The organism is Streptomyces sp. NPDC031554, assembly GCF_055580685.1.
This window is the reverse complement of sequence record NZ_JBVIKX010000004.1, coordinates 526,046-548,473: the sequence shown is the minus strand read 5'-3', so window position 1 is coordinate 548,473 and position 22,428 is coordinate 526,046. Positions and strand designations below refer to the sequence as shown.

The window sequence follows — 22,428 nt, the reverse complement described above, 5'->3', positions numbered from 1 at the left end:
ATGTATCGAAGTTGTACCGTTTGGTCGTGACCCAGGAGAACGTGGCAGTGAACGGCAGCCGCAGGCTTTCGCCGCAGGAGATCGCCGACGTCCTGCGCGAACGCATCCGCGCCGGGGAGCTCAAGGCCGGCGACCGGCTGCCCACCCAGGCCGAACTCGCCGACGAGTTCGGGGTGGAGCGCGGCACCGTGCGTCAGGCCCTGCGCGCGCTCCAGGACGACGGTCTCCTCACCAACGTGAGCAAGGGCAGCCCCCCGCGCATCGCGGAGCGGACGCCGGCCAGGGAGGAGCCCCAGCCCACCATGGTGGCCCTGGCCCCCCGGCTGACCGCGGCCTTCTCCGCCCCGCACGTGCGCGTCGACGCCGCCTGCCTCACCGCCGAGAGCCTCATCCCGGCCCTCGGCGAACCCCTCCGCCTGATCCACGGCGGCAGCCTCCGGCCGCAGCGGATCGACGTCCGCATCCTGCTGCCGTCCCGCGACATCAACCTCGCCTTCCCGGTCCCGGTGGACGCGAGCGGGAGCGGCGACCCGGTCCACGAGCGCTGGCTGGCCATGCGCAACGCCCAGGGGCACGTCCTGCGCCACAACCTGCTCACGCTGCGCTCGCACGGCATCGACGTGAGCGTGTCCTTCCGGGCGCTGCCCTTCACCCCGCCGGTGAAGCTGTACCTCCTCAACGGGCAGGAGGCGCTGCTGGCGTACTACATGGTGACGCGCCGGGAGGAGCCGACGGAGACCGGAGTGCTCGACATGTACGACGTGCTGGGCACCGAGTCGCTGCTGTTCTCCTTCGAGAAGTCGACCGGGGCGCGCGAGGCCACCTTCGTGGACGAATCCCAGAAGTGGTTCGACGCCCTCTGGGAAACCATCACCTCGGACCTGACACTCTCCTAGTGACTTCTGATACGACACGGACCGGACAGGTGGCACCGGAGACCGGGAACGACAGGAATCCGGCGCTGGACGAACTGCTCGCACCCGCCCGCGTGGTCCTCTGGGACTTCGACGGGCCGATCTGCCGGCTGTTCGCCGGGCACTCGGCGGAACGGGTGGCCGTCGGCCTGGTGGAGTGGCTGGAGGGACAGGGCCTGCGCGGCCTGCTGACGGAGCGCGAGCGGGATTCCCCCGACCCGCACGCCGTCCTGCGCGCCGTGGACCTGCGCCACCCCGGCAGCGACCTGGTCGCGGAACTGGAGGAGCGTCTCACCCAGGAGGAGCTGAGGGCCGCCGCCTCGGCGATGCCCACGGCCTGGGCCGACCCGCTGATCCGCACCCTGGCGGCGGTGGGCCGCCGGCTGGCCGTCACGACGAACAACTCGCCGCGCGTCGTCACCACGTACCTGACGAGCCGCGGCCTCACCTCCTGCTTCGCCCCCCACGTCTACGGCCGCACCCGGGACCTGCACCTCCTCAAGCCCGACCCGGACTGCCTGAACCGGGCCCTGCGCGCCGTGGGCGCAGCGCCGTCCGCCGCGCTGATGATCGGCGACACCGCGTCGGACTGCCTCGCCGCCCGGGGGGCCGGGGTGTCCTTCCTCGGCTACGCCCGCGACAAGAAGAAGGAGGAACCGCTCAGGGAGGCGGGCGCGACCCACGTGGTGGACTCGCTGGAGCCGGTGCTGGAGGCGGTCCGGCGACAGGCCTGAAACCGGCCTGCCTCAGGCCTGGGCCATCATCATCACCAGCACCACGGCGGCCCCGACCGCCAGACCGTGGTGCCGGGCGCGCACGCCCACACCGACCGTGAACAGAAGCAGCACGCCCAGCATGCCCAGCCTCGCCTCGGCCAGGGCCCCGGCGGTGAGACCGAGAAGTTCCCACATCACCGACAACAGGAGCATGTCCCTCCCCCTCCTTGCCACTCTCGGTGAACCGTGCAACTGCCGGTCCAATTGGACTGATTGTCGTGAGGTTGTTCTCCCCGGCCGGTCTGATCCCTTAACGGGCAGTCCGATAGGACCGGTGAGTTGACCGGTACCGGTTTGCCGGCGGCGGCAGGACGGTAGGTTCGCCGTGTGGGTGAACGGCAGAGCGGTGACGGCGGCGGCAGGGAGTTCCACCGGGTCGCCGCGGAGCTGCGCACCCGCATGGGCAACGGGACGTACCCGCTGCACTCGATGCTGCCCTCGCAGCGGAACCTGGCCGATGAGTTCGGGGTCTCCCGCGACACCGTCCAGCGGGTGCTGAAGGAGTTGGCGGAGGCCGGCTGGATCGAGTCCCGGCAGGGGAGCGGCTCGCGGGTCGTCGGGGTCGTGCAGGCCACGCCCGCGCCGGTCGTGGCCGGCCGGGCGCGTGGCCCGATCACGCTGGGCCCCGCCCTGGGCAAGGCCTTCGCCCGTCCCGAAGTCGTCCTGGACACCTACACGTTGACGTCCGAGTCCCTCTCCATGCACTTCAGCGCGCAGGTGGAGCGGATCATGACCGGCGCGATCACCCCCGAGCGGATCGCCGTACGCATGATCCTGCCGGCCGAGGACCTGCCCCTGCCGTTCCCGCGGGCCCGGGACGACCCGGCCGACGCGCGGCTGCGGGACCGTCTGAACGACATCACCCGACGGTCGCTGATCTCCCTCGAAAGCCTGTTCAGCGCCCTGGAGCTGGGGAAGTTCGTGCCGTCGGTCAGCCTGGAGGTGCGGCGGGCCCGGATGGCCCCGTCCTGCAAGCTCTACCTCCTCGACCGCGCCGAGGCGCTCCTCGCGCCGTACGAGGTGATCGAGCGGGACATCAGGCTGGACGGCGGCGAGGTCGTGCCCGCCCTGGACGTGCTCGGGTTCGGGGCCTCCCTCACCCACCACGTGAAGGACGAGGACGGCGAGTCGCCCGGCTCCGTCTTCGTCGACAGCTGGCAGACCTGGTTCGACTCGGTGTGGAAGCACCTCGCCGAGTAGGCCGCGGACGTGCGCTAGCATGCCCGGACCGCGCGGGAATCCCTCTCACCCATCCATGGGAGACGGCGACCCCGGAGGTCCGTACGGGCCGGCGATCCGCACGGGACGACGATCCGAACGGGACGGCGGACAGGCCCGTCCCGGGCGGTCCGGCGCGGACGGAGGTCCGGACCACCCGTTCGGCCACTTCGCCGCCGCTCCCGTTCGTTCGGCGCCCGCGGCGGCGCTTACCGTGTGCCTTACCCATCCGATCGAGTGTGAGCAACCGGAGCGGCCAGTGGTCGAGCCCTTCGTTCCCCGTGACCTGCTCGGGGTTCGACCCGCCGGTGACCCGTCCCACGCCCCGCTCCAGCGGTTCGTCGCGGTCGCCGGGTCCACTCCCGCGACCAGCGGGCACCACAACCGCAACTACGTGCTGCCCCTGACGGAGGACGTGGCGGCCGTGCTGGGCCGGCCGGCCGGGACACCGGTGACCGTGCGGATCCCGCGCGCCGACGCGCTGCCGGTGGTGATCAGGACCTGGCAGGACGAGACCGCGATCCTCGACGCGGTCCACGAGGTCCTGCCCCACGTGCCCGAATGCCTGTTCAGGGGGCCGGGCTTCGCCCTCCACAGCTATGTGGAGGGCGTTCCGCTCTCCGCCGTCTGCGGGAACGGCAAGCCCGTCGACGCCCTGCTGATAGAGGCCCTGGCCGAACTGCTCTGCCGGATGACGGAGGTGCGCCGGGCCGCGCTGCCGCCCCTGCCGGCCGACTGGCCCGGCGACCACACCGACAGCCAGGGCTTCCTGAGGTCCCTCGCCCACCTCGCCGACCTGCAGATCCGCCGCCCCAACTGGGTGCGGTTCGGCGGGCTCTTCAAGGCCCTCGGCATCCCCGAGGACGCCCTGCTCGGCCTCGCCGACCGGATCCCCCCGATGGCGCGGCGGCCGTACAGCCTGCTCCACGCCGACCTGCACCGGGACAACCTGATCATGTCCTACGACGGCTCCCCGCCGCTCGTCTGCGTCGACTGGGAGCTGGCCACCTACGGCGACCCCCTGCACGAACTCGCCACCCACCTGGTGCGGATGCGCTACCCGGACAGCCAGTGGCCGGAGGTGGTGGAGGCGTGGGCGCGCGCCATGGGCCGCTACCGTCCGGCCGCGGCCGACGGGCTCGCCAAGGACCTGCGGCACTACCTCGACTTCGAACGGGCGCAGTCGGTCTACCCGGACGTCATGCGGGCCGCGCGCGCGGTCCAGGGCCCCTTCACCCAGCAGAGCCTGGACGAGGTGACGGCGGAGGTGGGCCGGGCCCTGGAGGCGGCCGCGGAACCGCTGCGGCTGCGCAGCGTGCCCGGTCGCGGGGAGATCGAGGGCGCCCTCTTCCGGTGGCTGGCGTCGCGCGGCGACGTCAGCGGCCGGTCCTGGGCGGCGAAGGCCTACGACTGGCGGCCCGACCCGCGCCTGCCCGAGCGCGACGCCTTCCCGGCGTCCGCCGTCCGCGAGGCCCTGCTGGCCGAGGGCGCCGCCCGGGCCGACCGCGTCTTCAAGGGCACCGCCCACCTCAACTCGGTGGTCTGGGCAGGGAACCTGGGAGCCCCCGTCGTCGTACGGCGCAGGCTGCCGAACGTCACCCGGCGCGAGCCCAGTTACCTGAGCGAGCACACCGTCCTGGAGGCCATCCAGCGATCCCGGGCGCAGGTCGCCGCGCCCCGGGTCCTCGCCCTGGGCGAGAGCTACCCGAACGAGCCGTTCGCGATCCACACCTATGTCGGGCCGCCCCGGCACCCGGTCGACGGCCTGCTCCCGCACGAGGCGGACGCCCTCGTCGACCAGCTCCGCGCGCTGACCGAGGTGGACCACGGCCTGGTCGCGCCCGACGTCCACCGGGTCGACTTCCACCGGTGGCTCACCGAACAGCTGGTGGCCCTGGTGCGCAGCCTGCCGAAGGAGTCCCTCCAGCTCGCCCGGATGCTCGGCCTGCCCGACGACACCCGGCTGCGGCAGCTCCTCTCCCGGCACCGGCTGAGCCACCGCGAGCCCGTCCTGCTGCACGGCGACCTCAACCCGTGGAACCTGGTGCGGCGCGACGACCGGCTGGCGCTGACCCTCATCGACTGGGAGATGGCCCTCGTCGGCGACCCCCTGTACGACCTGGTCCGGCACATGCACCTGACCCCGACCAGGCCGGAGATCCGGGATCGGATGTTCTCGCGCTGGGAGCGCAGGCTGCCCGCCGCCTGCACCGAGAACTGGCGCGCCGACTGGCGGGTCTACCGGTGCATCGAGATCGTCCGCTCGGCCTACATCGACCTCGACCGGCTGCGGACCGGCGCCGGCCTGGACGCCCCCAACGTCCGCCGCGCCGTCGACTCCTACGCCGAGACCCTCGCCGCCGCGACCGACTCGCTGGGCCTGCCCGTACCGGCCACGGCGAACCCGTTCCTGGCCCGGGCGCTGGCGTAGGCCGGCCCGGCGCCGCCTCCCCGGCCGCGGGGGCCGGGCAGGCCGGCCGCCGGCCCTCCCCGGGGTCTCCGGTCCACCGGACACCTTCACCCGCACCGCTCGCACGACGACCTCCCGCCGTGAGGCCGACGCGTTCGTCGTCGGCGTCACCGCGGACGCGGACACCGCCCGCGTCCACCGCACCCCGACCACGGCCGGCCTCGTCCCCGGCCCCCACCCCCGCCCCCGCCCCCGAGCATGGTCCTGACCCGGGCGGCCTCCCACCGGGACGTCGTCCGGGTGCGGGGACTTCCCCGGGAGCCGTGAGACGGGGATCCTGGCCTTCGATGCTGCTCTTCCTCGACGTGGACGGCCCGCTGATCCCCTTCGGCGGCCCCGGACCGTACCCGCGGTACGGCCCGCCCGCGCCCCGCCACCCCCTCGTCTCCCGCCTCGACCCGGCCCTCGGTCCCGCGCTCCTGGCCCTCGGCTGCGACCTGGTGTGGGCCACGACCTGGGGCGAGGACGCGAACACGGTCGTCGGACCGCGGCTCGGCCTGCCGCCGCTGCCGGTGGCCGGCCTGACCGAGGAGCCGCCCGTCCCCGGCGTCCACTGGAAGACGAGGCCCCTGCTGTCCTGCGCGGCGGGGCGCCCCTTCGTCTGGCTCGACGACGAGATCACCCCGGCCGACCGGGAGTACGCCGACGCCTGCCGGCCCGCTCCCGCGCTGCTGCACCGGGTCGATCCCCGGCGGGGGCTGACCCGGGACGACTTCGAGGCGGTGGCGGCCTGGCTGCGGCGGCCGCCGGTCAGGAGAAGTCGTACACAGCCCAGTCGGTGAGCGGGCGATAGCCGAGACGCCGGTAGAGGGCGTTGCTGGTGGGGTTGGACAGATCCGCGAACAGGACGACCTCCCTCGCGCCCTCGGCCAGCGCGGCCCTGCTCACCTCTGCCGTCACGGCGCCCGCGTAGCCGTGCCCGCGCAGGTGGGCGGGGGTGTAGACGACGTCCACCTGGATCTGGCCGCCGATCATCGGGTTCATGCCCGCGATGGAGACGGCAGTGCCGTCCGGGGTCTCCCAGAGCGTGTAGCGCTTGTCCGCGAAGCGGGTGCCGGCCCACGTGCCGGCGTCGACGGAGACGTCTTCTCCGACGGCCTCGGCGAACTCGCCGCACCAGGACATGACCTGCTCGAGGTCCTGCTCGCCCAGGACGCGGCCACGGCCCGCCGGCAGCGGCTCCGGTGGTGTGAGCGTGCCGAGGCCGTACAGGCGCAGTCGCGTGTCGCGCGGTTTCGAGGTCGCCCCGGTGTGCCGTTGCCAGGCCTCGGCGAAAGCGGTGGCCGTGCCGTGGTCCGCGCTGACGCGGGAGAGGGAGTGCCCGAGGGCGGCCAGGCGGGCGGCGAGGGAGTCGGCCTGCCCGGGCGTGAGCGGGGAGAGGCCGAAACCGTCGGGCGGGAGACGGTAGAAGGTGGCGTGGACCTCGCCCGCCCGCTCCAGCAGGCCGAAGACGGGAGCCCCGGCGCCGAAGGCCTCCGCCCCACGCGCCCGGACTCTCTCGGCCCAGGTCAGCTGCATGACGTGCGGGCCGGGCCGCGAACGCAGGAACTCTCCGGCGCGGGCGAGGAATTCATCGACGTCTTCGGTGAGCCGCCAGTCATCGGTGCGCATGCCCCCATCCTCGTCCGCCCCACCGACAGCGACCGGATCGCTCACACCGGCACGGCACGCCCACCGGGGCGGACGGCATGGAGCCGGGGGTGTCCCGGACCCGGACGGGCGCCGCGGTGGGGGCGTTGCACGGATCGGGTGGTCTCCGGCGTGGCGTGGCGCACTTTTGCAAGCGGGTGCTTGCAATTGTTAGCGAGGGTGGGGCACTGTGGAGGCATGGCATCGCTCAACGTCGGCAATCTCGGTGAGTACCTGCGCGAGCAGCGGCGCAACGCCCAGCTCTCGCTCCGGCAGCTCGCCGACGCCGCCGGGGTGTCCAATCCGTACCTGAGCCAGATCGAGCGCGGGCTGCGCAAGCCGAGCGCGGAGGTGCTGCAGCAGGTCGCCAAGGCGCTGCGGATCTCCGCCGAGACGTTGTACGTCCGGGCCGGCATCCTCGATGCCGAGCGCGACCGGGACGACGTCGAGACGCGGGCCGTCGTCCTCGCCGATCCCACGCTGACCGGGCAGCAGAAGCAGGTGCTGCTGCAGATCTACGAGTCCTTCCGCAAGGAGAACGGGTTCGCGGGCGGCGACGGCGCGGTGGACGTCCAGCACGGTGAGGACGCCGTACCGGGCACCCGCGCGGTCGGCGGCACCGACACCGATCCGCAGCAGACGGCCGGTTGACCGGTCCAGGGGACCGGCCGCCCGACTGCGGACCCGCACCAACCGACATCGACGAACGCGACGCACGCGAATACGGGAGGACCATCACCATGGCCATCAACGACGACCTGCGCAAGACCTTCAGCGACCCCACTCCCCTCTACTTCGCCGCCGGCACCGCCGATCTGGCCCTCCAGCAGGCGAAGAAGGTTCCGGGCCTGGTGGAGCAGCTGCGCACCGAGGCGCCCGCCCGCTTCGACGCCGTCCGCAACACCGACCCCAAGGTCGTCCAGGAGCGGGCCGCCGCCCGCGCCAAGGAGGCCGGTGTCAAGGCCAAGGAAGCGCAGGAGACCTTCCAGGCGAAGGTCACCGAGTTCCTCTCCTCCCTCGACGGCGACCTCAAGAAGCTCGGCACCACCCTCGACGCCGACCTGAAGAAGCTCGGCGAGTCCGCCCAGGACATCGCGCTGCGCGGCGTCGGCGTCGCCGCCGAGTACGCCGTCAGGGCCCGGGAGACCTACGAGAAGGTCGCCGAGCACGGCGAGCAGGCCGTGAGGACCTGGCGCGGCGAGGCCGCCGAGGACATCGAGGAACTGGCCATCGTGGTCGAGGGCAGGACCGAGCCGGTGACCGAGCCGAAGCCCGGCCCGAAGCCCGGTCCGGCCGTGGTCGAGGACGCGCCCCGGCCGGTCGTGGCCGACGCGGACGCGGCCCCGAAGAAGGCCTCCGTCAAGAAGGCCCCGGTCGCCCGGAAGACCACCGCGAAGAAGACGACGCCCCCGGCCAAGTGAGACCGGCGGACCCGCGACGCGGGTCCGCGGACGGCGACGGGCCGGGCACTCGGGGAGTGCCCGGCCCGTCGTCCGGATAGTGCGAGCGCGGTTGCGGGTACGGTGACCGCGTAAGGACGAGCGATGTCGTGCCTAGTCGGGTGGTGGACGTAGTGCTGATGCAAGGTTTCGCAGGGTTCATGTCTCTGCTGAGCCTGGCCCTGATCGTGTTCAGCGGCTTCGCTCTCCTCGACGCGGCGATCCGCCGCGAGGACGGCTACCGGGCCGCCGACAAACAGACCAAGCCGTTCTGGATGATCATTCTCGGGATCGCCTTCGTGGTGGACCTGATCTTTCCCATCCTGTCGTTCCTGCCGATCATCGGCCTGATCGCGACCATCGTGTACATGGTCGACGTCCGGCCCGCCCTGCGCTCCCTGCCGGGCGGCGGCCGCAGCCGCCGGGGCGGCTCCAGCAGCGACGGACCGTACGGGCCGTACAACGGCGGACGCTAGGGCGCGTCCGGCCGTTCCCGCCGGGCGCGCGACGCCCGGCACGGCTCCCCCACGCCCGGCTCCGCTCGCGCGGGAGGGACCCCCACCGCCGCGTTGCCGGATCGCCCGAGCGCATCCGGTGCACGGGCGGTCCTCCGCCGTGCGACGCACCGCACCGGACGCCGGCTGCCCTACGGCAGCCGGTCCAGCAGGACCACCGCCACGTCGTCCGTCAGCTCGCCGCCGTTCAGGTCGCGGACCTCGTTGACCGCGGACCGCAGCAGATCCTCGCCGCGCAGGCCCGCCGCGAGCTGACGGCGGATCATCTCCACCATGCCGTCCTGGCCCAGCCGCTCCCGGCCGTCGCCGACGCGCCCCTCTATCAGCCCGTCCGTGTAGAGCATCAGGCTCCACTCCGCGCCCAGCTCGACCTGCGTGCGCGGCCAGCGGGCACCCGGCAGCAGCCCGAGCGCCGGACCGTTGTTGTCGTACGGCAGCAGTCGGGCCGGCCGGCCGGGGCGGGCGATCAGCGGCGCCGGATGCCCGGCCAGGCACAGGCCCGCGCGGCGGCCGTCGGGCGCGATGTCCACCGCGCACAGCGTCGCGAAGATCTCGTCGTCGTCGCGCTCGTGCTCCAGCACCTGCTGCAGCGTGTTCAGCAGCTCGTCGCCGCACAGTCCGGCCAGGGTCAGCGCCCGCCAGGCGATCCGCAGTTCCACGCCGAGCGCCGCCTCGTCCGGGCCGTGCCCGCAGACGTCGCCGATCATCGCGTGGACGGTGCCGTCCGGGGTGCGGACGGTGTCGTAGAAGTCTCCGCCCAGCAGCGCGCGCGAGCGGCCGGGGCGGTAGCGGGCGGCGAAGCGCAGCGGGGAGCCCTCCAGCAGGGGCGTGGGCAGCAGGCCGCGCTCCAGGCGGGCGTTCTCCTGCGCGCGCAGCTTGCCCTCGGCGAGCCGCCGCTCGGCGGAGTCCGACCGCTTGCGCTCCACGGCGTACCGGATGGCGCGGCTCAGCAGCCGCCCGTCCAGCTCGTCGCGGAACAGGTAGTCCTGGGCGCCGACGCGCACCGCCTCCGCGCCGCGCTCGGCGTCACCGGACGCGGTGAGCGCGAGGACGGCGTGCCGGGGCGCCAGCTCCAGGACGTGCCGGAGCACGGCCAGCTCGTCGTCGTCGGCGGCGCGGCCGGGTGCCGGCAGGGCGAGGTCCAGCAGGATGCAGTGGACGTCGTCGGTGAGCAGCCGTCCGGCCTCGGTGAGGTTGCGGGCGGTGCGCACCCGGATCGGCTTGCCGGCCGAGTCGAGCAGGTCGGGCACGATCGGGGCGGCCGTGGGGTCGTCCTCGATGAGCAGCAGTGTGAGGTTGGTGGGGCCGGGGCTCGCTCCGTGCGGGGCGCCGTCGCCGGGTGCGGCGTCGTTCCCGGCCTTCGCCTCCTCGCGATCGTCGGTCCGGCCGCTCGTGCGCGGGACCACCTCCGGGGTGGGGCCCCCGCCTGCGGGCGCGGCCTGCGCCTGACCGCACTCCACGGCCGGGATCGCTCTCTGCCGCGGTACGGGTACGGGCATCGTTTCGGGTTCCTTCCCTCCCCCCGAGGGCACGGCGGGGACGAGGGACCTCGACCCACCGACGGGGACCATAGCGGCAGAAGGCGCCGCAGCGGAATGGTGTACGGCACGTCGTTCGACCTCTGGGCGCTGTCATATGCCGCGATCCGTACCGCAGTTGGGCAGGCCGGTACGGGGGCGGGGATGACGAAGGTCACGTCCGTGCGGAGTTCGGCGCCGCAGGGGCGTGCGGTGGGTCACGTGGCCACGGTCACGCGGGCGGAGAAGGGGCGCGGAAAGGTGCCCCCCCCCGGCGGCCGGCCGGTGCCTCGTGCGGTCCTCGCCCGGTGTCTCGCCCGGCCCCGGCCCGGTGTCTCGCCGCCGGGTGTCCCCTGCGGTGCCCCCGCGCGTCGTCCTCCGGCCGGTGTCCTACGCGTCGGGCCGCACCACTCCGAGGATCGGCATCGAACCCGCTCCCGCGAGGGTGACCGTCCGGCCGGGGCGAGGGGCGTGGACGATCGTGCCGTTGCCCACGTACATCCCGACGTGGCTGGCGTCGTCGAAGTAGATGACGAGGTCGCCGGGGCGCATGTCCTTCACGGCGACCCGCTTCAGCTGCCGCCACTGCTCCTGCGAGGTGCGCGGGACGGCGACGCCGGCGCCGGTCCAGGCCCGGGAGGTCAGGCCGGAGCAGTCGAAGGAGTCCGGCCCCTCCGCACCCCACACGTACGGCTTGCCGATCTGCGCGGTGGCGTACCGGACGGCCCTCGTGCCCTGCGCGGTGCCCTTGCCGGTGGTGACGCCGTCGAGTATCCCGGTGTCCAGCCAGGCGGTCTGCGCCTTCTGCGCGGCCTGTTCCTGGAGGCGGGCGAGGCGCTCCTTCTCCTCCTTCTCCAGCTCCGACTCGAGCTTCTCGGCCGCCGCGATCTGCTTCTCGATCTTCTTCTGGGCGGCGGCCCTGGCCTTGCGGTGGGCCTCCAGCTTCCGCCACTGGGCGGAGGCGTCCTTGGTGTACTGCTCCAAGTCGTCCTGGGTGCGCGTCATTTCGCCGAGCAGACCCTTGGCGGCGTGCTGGCCCCGGATCACCCGGCCGGCACCGTCGAGGAACTCGCGCGGATCGTCGCTGAGCAGCAGCTGCGCCCCGTCGGGCAGACCGCCGCCGCGGTACTGGGAGCGGGCCGCGGCGCCGGCGCGGTTCTTCAGGTCGTCCAGTTTCTCGCGGCCCTCGACGATCTTCTTCGCCAGTTCGACCAGCTCCGCGGACTGCTTCTCCGCCTGCTCCTCGGCCGCGTTGTAGGCGTCGGTGGCGACGGCGGCGTCGTGGTAGAGGGTCTCGAGCTTCTCGCGGACCGCCTCGAGCTCCTCGTCGGCCGCGGGCGGCGGGGTCAGGTCGGGGGCGGTCGTCGGCGCCGGAGTGGGGCTCGGACTCGCGAACGCCGTGCCCGGCACCGCCAGGACGGTGACCGCGCACACCACGGTCACGGCCGTCGCGAGCAGCCCGCGCTTGCCCGTACCCATAACGCCCCCAGCTGATTTACCGTCAGTAACTTACGGTCGTCCGGGGGATCGTGCCACGCCGCGGCGGAAAACGACAGAGTCCGTCCTTCCCTCCGGTCCCGCTCCGGCACGACGATCCCCCCGCCTTGGTGACGAACGCCTCACGGAGATCGTTCCCGGGACGTGTCGGACCCCGCGTCCGCCGCGTGACCCGTGTCCGCCGCCCGGCCGGCGTGACCCGCCGGGCGGCTCCAACCGCGCGGTGCCAACGCCTCCCACGCCACGGTCACTTCTCCCTGCCGCCACCGCGCCGGCCCGTCCGTCACCGGCCAGTCGGCGGTCAGGGCCCGCGCCGTGCGGATCCACCGCTGGCGGGCGCCGTAGGAGGCGTAGGGGGCGGCCGCGGCCCAGGCGCGGTCGAAGTCGCGCAGGAAGGCGTGCACGGGTTCGCCGGGCACGTTGCGGTGGATCAGCGCCTTCGGGAGCCGTTCCGCGAGGTCCGAGGGCCGTTCCAGGGACCCCAGCCGGGTCGCGAAGGTGACCGTGCGCGGCCCCTCCGGTCCGAGCGCGACCCACACGTGCCGCCGCCCGATCTCGTCGCACGTCCCCTCGACGAGCAGCCCGCCCCGGCTCCCGCTCGCGGGGTCGGCGGGGGCGAGCCGGGAGCACAGCCGTTCCCAGACCGCGGCGACCTCGTCCTCGGCGTACTGGCGCAGCACGTTCGCGGCGCGGACGAGGTGCGGGGGCCGGGCCACCGGGACCTCGAAGCCGCCGTGCCGGAAGGCGAGTCCCTCACGCTCGTACGGCCGGGCGGCGGCGACCCGGGCAGGTTCGATCTCGACGCCCACCACGCGCGTGTGCGGGGCGACGGACCGCAGCCTGGACAGCAGTTCGACGGCCGTCCAGGGCGCGGCGCCGTAACCGAGGTCGACGGCCACGGGACCGTCGGCGCGGCGCAGCTCGCGGCCGTGGACCGCGGCGATCCAGCGGTCCATGCGGCGCAGCCGGTTGGGGTTGGTGGTCCCGCGCGTGACCGTGCCCACGACGGGGGTCCCCCCGCTCGAGCGAAGCCGGGAGCGGGGGAGGGACGGCGCGCGGGGAGGCATGCCCACGAGGGTATGCGGTACCCGCCGGGGGAGGGCCCCCGGCCGCCCGCGCCCCGGACGCCCCCCGCTCTCGAACGGTTGAGCGACAGACGGTAACGACCAGGCAAAAACCACCCCGCGGCACATCCGTACGGAATGAGACCGCCTCGCTCCGGCGTTCCCACCCCTTGGAGGGCGCCCCACACCCTCCGTCCGGCATGCCCGCAGCAAGGAGGAAACGCCACGTGAGCCAGTACGTCAGCAGGCTCGGGCGTCGCTCTTCGGCGGCACCCTCACGACTGCGACTGCACCGCCGCCCCCGGCGTGTGGCCATGCTCTCCGTGCACACCTCGCCCCTCCACCAGCCGGGCACCGGCGACGCCGGCGGCATGAACGTGTACATCGTGGAGCTGGCGCAGCGCCTCGCCGCGATCAACATCGAGGTGGAGATCTTCACCCGCGCCACCACCGGCGGCCTCCCGCCCACCGTCGAGCTGGCGCCCGGAGTCCTCGTCCGGCACATCGACGCCGGCCCCTACGAGGGCCTCGCCAAGGAGGAGCTGCCCGCGCAGCTGTGCGCCTTCACGCACGGCGTGATGCAGGCCTGGGCCGGACACCGTCCCGGCCACTACGACCTCGTCCACTCGCACTACTGGCTCTCCGGCCACGTCGGCTGGCTCGCCGCCCAGCGCTGGGGCACGCCCCTGGTGCACGCGATGCACACCATGGCCAAGGTCAAGAACGCCAGCCTCGCCGACGGCGACACCCCCGAGCCCGCCGCCCGCGTCATCGGCGAGATGCAGATCGTCGCCGCCGCCGACCGCCTCATCGCCAACACGGCGGAGGAGGCCGGTGAACTCGCCCGGCACTACGGCGCCGAACCCGGCAAGATCGCCGTCGTCCACCCCGGCGTCAACCTCGACCGCTTCCGCCCGGCCGACGGCCGGGCCGCCGCCCGCGCCCGCCTGGGCCTCCCGCAGGACGCCCTGGTCCCGCTCTTCGCCGGCCGCATCCAGCCCCTCAAGGCCCCCGACGTGCTGCTGCGCGCCATCGCCGTCCTCCTCGACCAGCGTCCCGACCTGCGCTCCAAGGTGGTCGTACCGGTCGTCGGCGGTCCCAGCGGCAGCGGCCTCGCCAAACCGGAGGGCCTGCAGAAGCTGGCCGCGCGGCTCGGCATCTCCGACGTCGTACGGTTCCGGCCGCCCGTCGGGCAGGAGCAGCTCGCCGACTGGTTCCGGGCCGCGTCCGTGCTCGTCGTGCCGTCCTACAGCGAGTCGTTCGGGCTGGTCGCCATAGAGGCGCAGGCCACCGGCACACCGGTGCTCGCGGCCTCGGTCGGCGGGCTGCCGGTGGCCGTCCGCGACGGCGAGACCGGCTTCCTGGTGCCGGGCCACGAACCGGCCCGCTACGCGCGCGTGCTCGCCGACCTCGCCGACCACCCCGAGCTGCCCGCCCGCATGGGCGCGGCGGCCGCCCGGCACGCCCAGTCCTTCGGCTGGGACACCGCGGCCGCCGCGACCGCCGACGTCTACACGGCCGCCGTACAGGCCCACCGCCGTCACGTACGCTCCCAGCATGGGTGACGCCAGCACGAGTGATGCCAGCAGGAGCGGTGCCGAGGAGAGGGCCGCACGGGTCATCGAGGACGTCCTGAAGGACGCCGAGCTGGAGTGGGAGAGCCCCGGCCCCGGCAGCTACGTCGTCCAGCTCCCCGGCACCCGCAAACTGAGGACGACCGTCTCCCTCATCGTCGGCCGCCACTCCCTGTCGCTGAACGCCTTCGTCGTCCGCCACCCCGACGAGAACGAGGCGGGCGTCCACCGCTGGCTCCTGGAGCGCAACCTCAAGCTGTACGGCGTGAGTTACGCCGTCGACCCCCTCGGCGACATCTACGTCACCGCCCGCCTGCCCCTCGCCACGGTCACCCCCGAGGAGACGGACCGGCTCCTCGGCCAGGTCCTGGAGGCCGCCGACGGCGCCTTCAACACCCTGCTGGAGCTGGGTTTCGCCTCCGCGATCCGCAAGGAGTACGCCTGGCGCGTCTCCCGCGGCGAGTCCACCCGCAATCTGGACGCGTTCCGCAACCTGACCCGGCGCCCCCCGAATAACCCCTCCTGACCTGCTGTTAGCCTGCCGCGACCTGATCCCCCGGAGAAGAACGAGGTCGCGCATGCGCGCAGGCAGATCCACCACCGTGGCCGCGGTCGCGGGAGCGCTCGCCCTGACGGCGTTCACCGCACCGGCCGCGGAGGCGGCGGACACCGGCATCACGGTGTCCCGCGTGGTCGTCAACGGCGGCAGGCCCATCGTCGTGGGCACCGCGAAAGAGGTCTATCCCCGTCTCAGCTTCCGCGTGACCTGGCCCGCGGGCCACTCGCTCGGCGACGTGGACGTGAGCCTGTTCCTGTACCACGGCACGACGGCCGCCCAAGGGGCCGACCACGGCGGCATCTACTACAACAGCATCACCTGCTACGAGGACGGCTCGCGTGCCGCGGACTGCGAGGGCGAGTTCTACGTCGACCCCCGCTACCGCCTGGACTCCAACGGCGACGCCACGACCTGGAAAGTCGCCTCCCACGCGATGATCTGGGCCTCGCAGGACCGCGTGCAGAGCGAGGAGTACCTCACCGGCCTCGGCACCGCCCAGGTCAAGCGCGCCGCGAAGGCCACCGCCGACGCCTCCCCCGAACCGGTCGCCAAGGGCAGGAAGCTCACCGTCACCGGCCGCCTCACCCGTGCGGACTGGGTCAGGCACGCCTACGCCGGTTACGGCGGCAAGGCGGCGAAGCTCCAGTTCCGCAAGGCGGGCACCAGCACCTACTCGACCGTCAAGATCGTCGACGCCGACTCGGCGGGCTACCTGCGGACCACGGTCACCGCGAACGCCGACGGCTACTGGCGCTGGACCTTCGGCGAGACGGCCACGACCGGCGGCGCCTCGGCGCCCGGCGACTACGTCGACGTCAGGTGACCGCCGCCGGGCACGGCACGGGGGCGGGAGCCGGCCGAGGAGCCGTACCGCCCCGGTGTCACCCCCACCAGCCTGCGGAAGTGCCGGGTGAGGTGAGCCTGGTCGTAGAAGCCCGCGGCCACCGCGACCTCGCCCGGCGGCAGCCCGTCGAGCAGCAGCCGACGGGCCCGGTCCACCCGGCGGGCGGTCAGGTACTGGTGCGGCGCGATGCCGTACGCCCCGCTGAACGCCCGCACCAGGTGCGCCGGGTGCGCCTGGAGCAGCCCGGCCGCCGTGTCGAGGGCCAGCCCCTGCGTCACACGCGCGTCCAGCAGTTCCCGCAGCCGGCGCGCCAGGACGGGGTCGCGCGACGGCGGTCGTACGGCCCGGCCCGGCCGCAGCAGGCCGCGCAGCCGCTCGCCGACGAACGTCAGCCGGCTGCCGGCCTCCAGCTCGTCGCCGGGCTCCGACAGCGCGCCGTGCAGCTGGCCCACCCGCCGCCGCAGCACCGGATCCCGCAGGTCGGGCCCGTCCACGGCCGGCCCGATCAGCTCCTCGCCGAGCACGCTCGCGTCGAGGTACAGCACCCGTTTGCGGAAGCCGTCCGGGGTGGCGGCGGAACCGTTGTGCGGCACGTGCGGCGGCAGCAGCGACACGGTGTCGTGCGGGGTGCCGTGCGCGTGCCGGTCCAGGTCGTACCGCACGGCCCCGTCGTCGACGATGAGCAGCGTCCATGCCTCGTGCACGTGCATCGGATAGGCGTAGCCGGTGAAGCGGGCGTGGAAGACCTCCACGACACCCGGGACCTGCGGGCGCCAGGCGAGGACGTCGGAGGCCGGCTGCCGGGCCGGACGGGAAACGGCCATGCGAAGAACGTACAAGACGCCCCCCTGCGCCGGACGGCAGTCTCGGACCATGAGCACCGAAACCCTGCGCTTCGACACGAAGATCGCCGTCCTGCTGCGTGAGGACCTGGAGACCTGGCAGCGCCTGAACGTCACCGCCTTCCTGGTCAGCGGCCTGGGCACGGAGGTTCCCGAGGTCGTCGGGGAGCCGTACGAGGACGCGGACGGCGTCTCCTACCTGCCCATGTTCCGCCAGCCCGTGCTGGTCTTCGAAGGCACCAAGGAGACCCTGACGGCGGCCCACGCGCGCGTGCTGTCCCGCTCCCTCCCGCGCGCGGTGTTCACCGGCGACCTCTTCACCACCGGCAACGACCGCGACAACCGGGCGGCGGTACGGGCCGTGCCGACGGGCGCGCTGGACCTGGTGGGCCTGGCGGTGTACGGGCCGCGGAACGCGGTGGACAAGGTGCTGAAGGGAGCGCGGATGCATCCGTGAGGGACGTGTCCGCGCGGGATGTGCGGGACGTGAGGAACGCGCGGGACATGAGGCGGGGCGCCGGCCGGGGCCCCGGGGCGGAGGCGGGGTGCGGGGCCGGGGGAGGGGCGCCGCTCAGGCGGTGGTGGCTTCCGCCGGGGCCACGGCGGGGCACTCGTCCGCGGTCCCGGGCCCGGCGGCGCGTCCGGCCGCGGACCGGGCGGCGGATCCGGTCGTGCGCCCGGATCCGGTCGTGCGCCCCGCCGCCGGCTCCTCCGCGGGCAGGTGCCGCATCAGCACCGCGTACCCGACGCCCGCCACCGTCCCGACCACCGCGCACAGCCCCCACAGCCACTCCGCGCCGTACCGGTCGATGACGACACCGGACATCAGCGGGGCGACGAGCGAGGCCACCGCCCACGACATGGTGTACATGCCCTGGTAGCGGCCGCGTCCGTGGACGGGGGAGAGGCGGACCACGAGCCCGGTCTGGGTCGGCGCGTTGACGATCTCGGCGAGCGTCCACACGCAGACGGTGAGCGCGAACACGCCGACCGATCCCGCGAAGGCGGTGAGCCCGAAGCCGTACCCCGCGAGCACGGACGAGACCACCAGCAGCCGGCCCGGATCGCGGTACTGGATGAAGCGCGTGACGGGGATCTGGAGGACGACGATCAGGACGCCGTTGACGGCGATCGCCATGCCGTAGTCGGCCGGGGTGAAGCCGGCCGCGCCCATGGCCACCGGCAGACCGATCGCACCCTGCTGGAAGATGAACGCCACCAGGAACGACAGCCCCACCACACCCATGAACCGCCGGTCGCGCAGGACGGTCCCCAGCCCGACGGCCTCCTCCCGGGCGCCGTCCCCGCCGTCCGCGCCCCGCTGCTCCGGCCGCGACTCGGGCAGCTTCAGGAAGACGACGATCGCGCAGGCCAGGGTCATGCCGGCCTCGATCAGGAAGCCGGCGAGATAACTGACCTCGGCGATGAACCCGGCCCCCATGGACGAGATCGCGAAGCCGAGGTTGATGGCCCAGTAGTTCAGGGAGAACGCCCGGACCCGGTCCTCGGGCCGCACGATGTCGGCCATCATCGCCTGCACGGCGGGCCGCGAGGCGTTCGAGGCCATGCCGACGAGGAAGGCGACGCCGGCGATGGCGAGCGGGTGGTGCACGAAACCGAGGGCCGCCACGGACAGCGCGGTGGCGGTCTGCGCGACGAGCAGCGTGGGCCGCCGCCCCAGCCGGTCGGCCATGACGCCGCCGCCGAGGGAGGAGACGACCCCGCCCAGCCCGTGCAGCGCGGCGACGAGACCGGCGTACGAGGCGGAGTAGCCGCGGTCGAGGGTGAGGTACAGCGCCATGAAGGTGGCGACGAAGGCGCCGAGCCGGTTCACGAGGGTGCTGGTCCACAGCCACCAGAAATCGCGAGGCAACCCGGAGACCGTCTCCCGGACGGCATGCCGGAAGGAACTCACGGAGACGACGGACGGCATGACGGATCCCCCGGATGTAAGCGGCGCAGGCGGTGCCTAGAACTTACGAGAGGGCCGGCTCCGGCGACCACTCGATTAACAGATCCCGTCAACCGTCCGACGGCTGTCCGCCCCTCGGGCACGGGGCGCCGACCCCCAAAACCTTGGATTACGCTCATAGCCATGGCCGACGCACCGTACAAGCTGATCCTCCTCCGCCACGGCGAGAGCGAGTGGAACGCGAAGAACCTGTTCACCGGCTGGGTGGACGTCAACCTCAACGAGAAGGGCGAGAAGGAGGCGGTCCGCGGCGGTGAGCTGCTCAAGGACGCCGGCCTGCTGCCCGACGTGGTCCACACGTCCCTCCAGAAGCGCGCGATCCGCACCGCGCAGCTGGCCCTCGAGGCCGCCGACCGCCACTGGATCCCGGTCCACCGCTCCTGGCGCCTGAACGAGCGTCACTACGGCGCCCTCCAGGGCAAGGACAAGGCCCAGACGCTCGCCGAGTTCGGCGAGGAGCAGTTCATGCTCTGGCGCCGTTCCTACGACACCCCGCCGCCCCCGCTGGACCGCGACGCCGAGTACTCCCAGTTCGACGACGCCCGCTACGCGACCCTGCCGCCCGAGCTGCGTCCCCGCACGGAGTGCCTGAAGGACGTCGTCGTCCGCATGCTCCCGTACTGGTTCGACGCCATCGTCCCCGACCTCCTCACCGGCCGCACGGTCCTGGTCGCCGCCCACGGCAACAGCCTGCGCGCCCTGGTCAAGCACCTGGACGGCATCTCCGACGCCGACATCGCGGGCCTGAACATCCCCACGGGCATCCCCCTGTCCTACGAACTCGACGCCGACTTCAAGCCGGTCACCCCGGGCGGCACCTACCTCGACCCCGAGGCGGCCGCAGCGGCCATCGAGGCGGTCAAGAACCAGGGCAAGAAGAAGTAAGTTTTGTGATCACGCCCCCGACCTGCGATTTGGGCGCAGATCGGGGGCGCTTTCACAGCCTGGGCCCACTGTGGGACCTCAATGCGGTGGGCCCTGCGGCGGCCGGAGCGCCTGACTGAGCGCCTTCCGGGCCCGGTCCCGGCTGCTCGGCATGAGGTGCGCGTACACCTTCAGCGTGAGCCCCCGATCGGAGTGCCCCAGGTACTCACTGACGGCCTTGATGCTCTCTCCCGCGTCCAACAGAACGGACGCGTAGAAGTGCCTCAGGGCGTGCATGCCGTGCTCCCGTGCGGCGGAGTGCTCTCGGCTCTTGGCCTTCGGAATGACACCGACGGACGCCAGAGCGGGTTTCCAGTGGTCCTCGTTCAGCGACGTGCGCCAGACGTGGCCACCGCTGGGCCCGGTGAAGATCAGGCGCTTGGTCACGGGCCGGCCGTTCGATCGCATCCACGGCAGCGTGATCTCAACGGGTGGGAATCGCTTGATGCGCTCTTGTCCATGCTCTGCATGCCGACGCGTGCACCCTCATGGGGCAGTTGGTCTGGGACGCCTCACAGCGCCGCGACCACACCACCGCCAAGACGTACTACGAGCAGAGCGCCGGCCTCGCCCGCCACCTACGGGACACCACTCTCGAAGCCCACGCCTTGCTACGCACCTGCTACGTCGCGTTGTACGGCGCACGCGACGCGCAGGCCGGTCTCGCGCTCGCGGAGCGAGCGGCCGAAACCGCCAGCGAACGAGTCCCGCCCTGGCCGGACTGGCCCTTCTACACGTCGCCGAGGCACACGCCATGCTGCGGTCGGCCTCCGACTGCGAACGTGCCCTCTCCGGCGCTGAAAGCCGACTCTCCCACGCGGACGGCAGTGACGCTGCCGCCGACCTGGTGTCGCCCACCCAGTTCGGCCGCCTCGCGGGCTCCTGCTGTCTCACTCTCGGAGACCACCGGCGGGCCGAGAGCCTGCTGGCCGACACGGCGGAGAAGCTACGGGACAGGCGGAAGTCACGCGCGATCGTGCTGGGAAACCTTACGCTCGCCCGCATCCGTCAACGCGATGTCGAGGCGGGAGTGGCCGGCCTCACCGAAGCCATCGTCGAGCTGGAGACCACGCGCGGAGGCGGAGGCATGAACATCGTCTTCGGAGCCGCCCGCGAACTGCGCCCCTGGCGGCAGGAACTCCTCGTCGCAGAGGTCCACGACAGACTGCTCGGCTTGATGACGGCAGCGTAGAAGAGAGAACTTGATGACGGCAGCGTAGAAGAGAGAAGGAGACACTGGTGGCAGCCAATTTCCTGGACCACGCCAAACAGGCGGTGCGTACGCGGGTCTGGGACGCCCTGACCGCCGCGGACGCCGTCCACGATCCCTCCGTGCACGGTCGCATCCCCCACTTCAAGGGCGCAGAACAAGCTGCGGACCGACTCGCGGCGCTCCCTGACTGGCAGCGCGCGAGCGTCGTCAAAGCTGTACCGGACAAGGCTCAACTCCCGGTCCGGGCAAGAGCTCTGGAAGAGGGCAAGACCGTCTACATGGCGGTCCCGAAGCTGGCCACCCTCAAGCCCTTCTACCTGCTCGACCCGGCTGCCCTCACCGTCCCACCCGCCGAGGCCGCAGCCAGCCGCACCGCTGCCGCCATCGCTCCCATTGTCGAGGTCGACGCCCTCCGCCCACTGGACCTGATCATCCTCGGCAGCGTCGCCGTCAACCGCGACGGCGCCCGCATCGGCAAGGGCGCCGGCTACTCCGACATCGAGTTCGCCCTGCTCACCGAGGCCGGTCTGGTAACGCCGGAGACCGTCGTGGTCACCACCGTCCACCCACTCCAGGTGGTCGAGACCCCGATCCCCACCACCGAGCACGATGTCGACGTCGACCTCATCGTGACCCCCGACGAGACCATCACCTGCTCGAACCCTCACCGCCCGTCAGGAGTCGACTGGTCGGCACTCACGACGGAGAAGATCACCGCCATCCCCGCACTTATGGCCCGGCAGGGCTCCTGAGCACCAACGCGCCAAGCCCTCCCGGGTCCGGCCAGGCCCCACGCCACAGACTGAGTTACAACTTTCTCTACTGGTTTCAAGGCGGCTCGCTCCGCTCACCGCGCGCGGCCCGGCCCCAGGCCGGGCCTGCACTCCTGTCTCCGCCCCGCTCCGGCCAGGCCGGCACCCGTGCCACGCGACATAAGGCGGCGACCAACTGAGTTTAGAAAAAAGGTACTTCGCGGCTGGAGCAGTCGGTTCCACGGCTTTAGCCACCTCCCCGGTCCATGTCCTGCGGCGTGCATGATCAGGGGGCCGCCGACACCGATGGTTGACAGTGCCCCACGGCCCAGCAGAGCTGCTTGACTCGGCCATGGAAACTCCACGACCTCAAGTCGACATAGTTCGCGGTGTGGCACAGACTGGAAGTGTCAGCAGATGCAGCAATCTGATTGATCCTTGAACTGCCACACTGGCGTCGATGTTCGCCGTAGACAAACCGACAGGTTGGCGACGTAACGCCTGGACATCGCGTTCAATATTTCGGCAATCAGGCGCATTTATCGCAGATGACAAGGCCCGAAGATTTCTTGGGGTGGCCTCATGAAAGCTCAAAGAATGCTTGGAACTACGCTTGCTGGACTTCTCCTAGCAAGCGGAACGGCGCTCATCTCTAGCACGCCAGCACAGGCCGTAACGACGCTAGGTGGCGTGGAGCTCGGCGGGTACT

Annotated in this window: 22 protein-coding genes and 1 pseudogene; 15 read left to right on the top strand and 8 right to left on the bottom strand. The window is 72.5% G+C overall.

The annotated features are described in order from the left end of the window. The first annotated feature begins 20 nt into the window (after positions 1-20). Positions 21-896: a GntR family transcriptional regulator gene (locus tag ACZ5FU_RS14485; RefSeq protein WP_451777882.1), complete on the top strand. Its 876-nt coding sequence runs from the start codon at positions 21-23 to the stop codon at positions 894-896. Continuing rightward, the gene (locus tag ACZ5FU_RS14480) at positions 896-1,648 is read left to right on the top strand and encodes an HAD family hydrolase (protein WP_468644612.1); all 753 of its coding nucleotides are present in this window, start codon (positions 896-898) and stop codon (positions 1,646-1,648) included. Before ACZ5FU_RS14485 ends, ACZ5FU_RS14480 begins: the two co-directional genes overlap by 1 nt. A gap of 12 nt (positions 1,649-1,660) precedes the next feature. On the opposite strand, the gene ACZ5FU_RS14475 is transcribed toward ACZ5FU_RS14480, so the two are convergent. Continuing rightward, positions 1,661-1,843 (bottom strand): hypothetical protein, encoded by a 183-nt coding sequence (locus tag ACZ5FU_RS14475; RefSeq protein WP_451529787.1) that lies wholly within the window; start codon positions 1,841-1,843, stop codon positions 1,661-1,663. 174 nt (positions 1,844-2,017) lie between these two features. Here ACZ5FU_RS14475 and ACZ5FU_RS14470 point away from each other — a divergent pair, with 174 nt between their 5' ends. From ACZ5FU_RS14470 to ACZ5FU_RS14460, 3 genes are all read left to right on the top strand, one after another. Continuing rightward, entirely contained in the window at positions 2,018-2,890 is an 873-nt protein-coding gene (locus ACZ5FU_RS14470; RefSeq protein WP_451529786.1) for a winged helix-turn-helix domain-containing protein, read from the top strand. 277 nt (positions 2,891-3,167) lie between these two features. Next, complete coding sequence (locus ACZ5FU_RS14465; RefSeq protein ID WP_469045386.1) at positions 3,168-5,339, top strand: phosphotransferase; 2,172 nt, start codon at positions 3,168-3,170, stop codon at positions 5,337-5,339. Between the two features lie 326 nt (positions 5,340-5,665). Then, entirely contained in the window at positions 5,666-6,160 is a 495-nt protein-coding gene (locus ACZ5FU_RS14460; protein WP_451529784.1) for an HAD domain-containing protein, read from the top strand. On the opposite strand, the gene ACZ5FU_RS14455 is transcribed toward ACZ5FU_RS14460, so the two are convergent. Next, positions 6,129-6,989: a GNAT family N-acetyltransferase gene (locus ACZ5FU_RS14455; RefSeq protein ID WP_451529783.1), complete on the bottom strand. Its 861-nt coding sequence runs from the start codon at positions 6,987-6,989 to the stop codon at positions 6,129-6,131. The genes ACZ5FU_RS14460 and ACZ5FU_RS14455 overlap by 32 nt on opposite strands. Before the next feature lie 216 nt (positions 6,990-7,205). Between ACZ5FU_RS14455 and ACZ5FU_RS14450 the strand changes: the two genes are divergently transcribed. The 3 genes from ACZ5FU_RS14450 to ACZ5FU_RS14440 all read left to right on the top strand — a co-directional run bounded on the left by ACZ5FU_RS14450 (position 7,206) and on the right by ACZ5FU_RS14440 (position 8,922). Next, positions 7,206-7,658 carry a helix-turn-helix domain-containing protein gene (locus tag ACZ5FU_RS14450; protein ID WP_451529782.1) on the top strand — a complete coding sequence of 151 codons (453 nt, stop codon included), beginning with the start codon at positions 7,206-7,208 and terminating at the stop codon, positions 7,656-7,658. An 89-nt stretch (positions 7,659-7,747) separates the two neighbouring features. Next, on the top strand, positions 7,748-8,428 hold the full coding sequence (locus ACZ5FU_RS14445; RefSeq protein ID WP_451529781.1) for a hypothetical protein: 681 nt from the start codon (positions 7,748-7,750) through the stop codon (positions 8,426-8,428). A gap of 158 nt (positions 8,429-8,586) precedes the next feature. Beyond that, a complete protein-coding gene (locus tag ACZ5FU_RS14440; protein WP_451529780.1) occupies positions 8,587-8,922 on the top strand; it encodes a DUF2516 family protein in 336 nt (111 codons plus the stop codon). Positions 8,923-9,092: 170 nt separating this feature from the next. Here the strand turns inward: ACZ5FU_RS14440 and ACZ5FU_RS14435 are convergent, their stop codons facing one another. The 3 genes from ACZ5FU_RS14435 to ACZ5FU_RS14425 form a co-directional block, all read right to left on the bottom strand. Further along, a complete protein-coding gene (locus tag ACZ5FU_RS14435) occupies positions 9,093-10,460 on the bottom strand; it encodes a PP2C family protein-serine/threonine phosphatase (protein WP_451777891.1) in 1,368 nt (455 codons plus the stop codon). Positions 10,461-10,868: 408 nt separating this feature from the next. Further along, positions 10,869-11,957, bottom strand: coding sequence for a C40 family peptidase (locus ACZ5FU_RS14430; protein WP_468644618.1), 1,089 nt, complete (start codon positions 11,955-11,957; stop codon positions 10,869-10,871). Between the two features lie 140 nt (positions 11,958-12,097). Then, a complete protein-coding gene (locus ACZ5FU_RS14425; protein ID WP_451529777.1) occupies positions 12,098-12,979 on the bottom strand; it encodes a class I SAM-dependent methyltransferase in 882 nt (293 codons plus the stop codon). Between the two features lie 287 nt (positions 12,980-13,266). Here ACZ5FU_RS14425 and mshA point away from each other — a divergent pair, with 287 nt between their 5' ends. The 3 genes from mshA to ACZ5FU_RS14410 are packed head-to-tail and all read left to right on the top strand — an operon-like array spanning position 13,267 to position 15,995. Then, positions 13,267-14,604 (top strand): D-inositol-3-phosphate glycosyltransferase, encoded by a 1,338-nt coding sequence (gene mshA, locus ACZ5FU_RS14420; RefSeq protein WP_451529776.1) that lies wholly within the window; start codon positions 13,267-13,269, stop codon positions 14,602-14,604. After that, positions 14,597-15,139: a type III secretion system chaperone family protein gene (locus ACZ5FU_RS14415; protein ID WP_468644623.1), complete on the top strand. Its 543-nt coding sequence runs from the start codon at positions 14,597-14,599 to the stop codon at positions 15,137-15,139. The genes mshA and ACZ5FU_RS14415 overlap by 8 nt, the downstream gene beginning before the upstream one ends. A 52-nt stretch (positions 15,140-15,191) precedes the next feature. Continuing rightward, on the top strand, positions 15,192-15,995 hold the full coding sequence (locus ACZ5FU_RS14410; protein ID WP_468644625.1) for a hypothetical protein: 804 nt from the start codon (positions 15,192-15,194) through the stop codon (positions 15,993-15,995). Here ACZ5FU_RS14410 and ACZ5FU_RS14405 read toward each other — a convergent pair. Beyond that, complete coding sequence (locus ACZ5FU_RS14405) at positions 15,977-16,840, bottom strand: helix-turn-helix transcriptional regulator (RefSeq protein WP_451529773.1); 864 nt, start codon at positions 16,838-16,840, stop codon at positions 15,977-15,979. The two genes, ACZ5FU_RS14410 and ACZ5FU_RS14405, sit on opposite strands and share 19 nt — an antisense overlap. 49 nt (positions 16,841-16,889) lie before the next feature. Here ACZ5FU_RS14405 and ACZ5FU_RS14400 point away from each other — a divergent pair, with 49 nt between their 5' ends. Then, a complete protein-coding gene (locus ACZ5FU_RS14400) occupies positions 16,890-17,315 on the top strand; it encodes a DUF2000 family protein (protein ID WP_468838612.1) in 426 nt (141 codons plus the stop codon). A 114-nt stretch (positions 17,316-17,429) separates the two neighbouring features. Here ACZ5FU_RS14400 and ACZ5FU_RS14395 read toward each other — a convergent pair whose 3' ends face one another. Next, complete coding sequence (locus tag ACZ5FU_RS14395; RefSeq protein WP_451777902.1) at positions 17,430-18,791, bottom strand: MDR family MFS transporter; 1,362 nt, start codon at positions 18,789-18,791, stop codon at positions 17,430-17,432. A 162-nt stretch (positions 18,792-18,953) separates the two neighbouring features. On the opposite strand from ACZ5FU_RS14395, the gene ACZ5FU_RS14390 reads away from it, so the two are divergent. Beyond that, positions 18,954-19,715 carry a phosphoglyceromutase gene (locus ACZ5FU_RS14390; RefSeq protein ID WP_451529770.1) on the top strand — a complete coding sequence of 254 codons (762 nt, stop codon included), beginning with the start codon at positions 18,954-18,956 and terminating at the stop codon, positions 19,713-19,715. 78 nt (positions 19,716-19,793) lie between these two features. Here ACZ5FU_RS14390 and ACZ5FU_RS14385 read toward each other — a convergent pair. Then, a pseudogene (locus ACZ5FU_RS14385) lies at positions 19,794-20,210 on the bottom strand (tyrosine-type recombinase/integrase); the annotation flags it as partial. A 520-nt stretch (positions 20,211-20,730) separates the two neighbouring features. On the opposite strand from ACZ5FU_RS14385, the gene ACZ5FU_RS14380 reads away from it, so the two are divergent. Further along, positions 20,731-20,946 carry a hypothetical protein gene (locus ACZ5FU_RS14380; protein WP_469045385.1) on the top strand — a complete coding sequence of 72 codons (216 nt, stop codon included), beginning with the start codon at positions 20,731-20,733 and terminating at the stop codon, positions 20,944-20,946. Positions 20,947-20,993: 47 nt separating this feature from the next. Continuing rightward, complete coding sequence (locus ACZ5FU_RS14375; protein ID WP_469045384.1) at positions 20,994-21,719, top strand: 5-formyltetrahydrofolate cyclo-ligase; 726 nt, start codon at positions 20,994-20,996, stop codon at positions 21,717-21,719. Positions 21,720-22,428 lie beyond the last annotated feature (709 nt).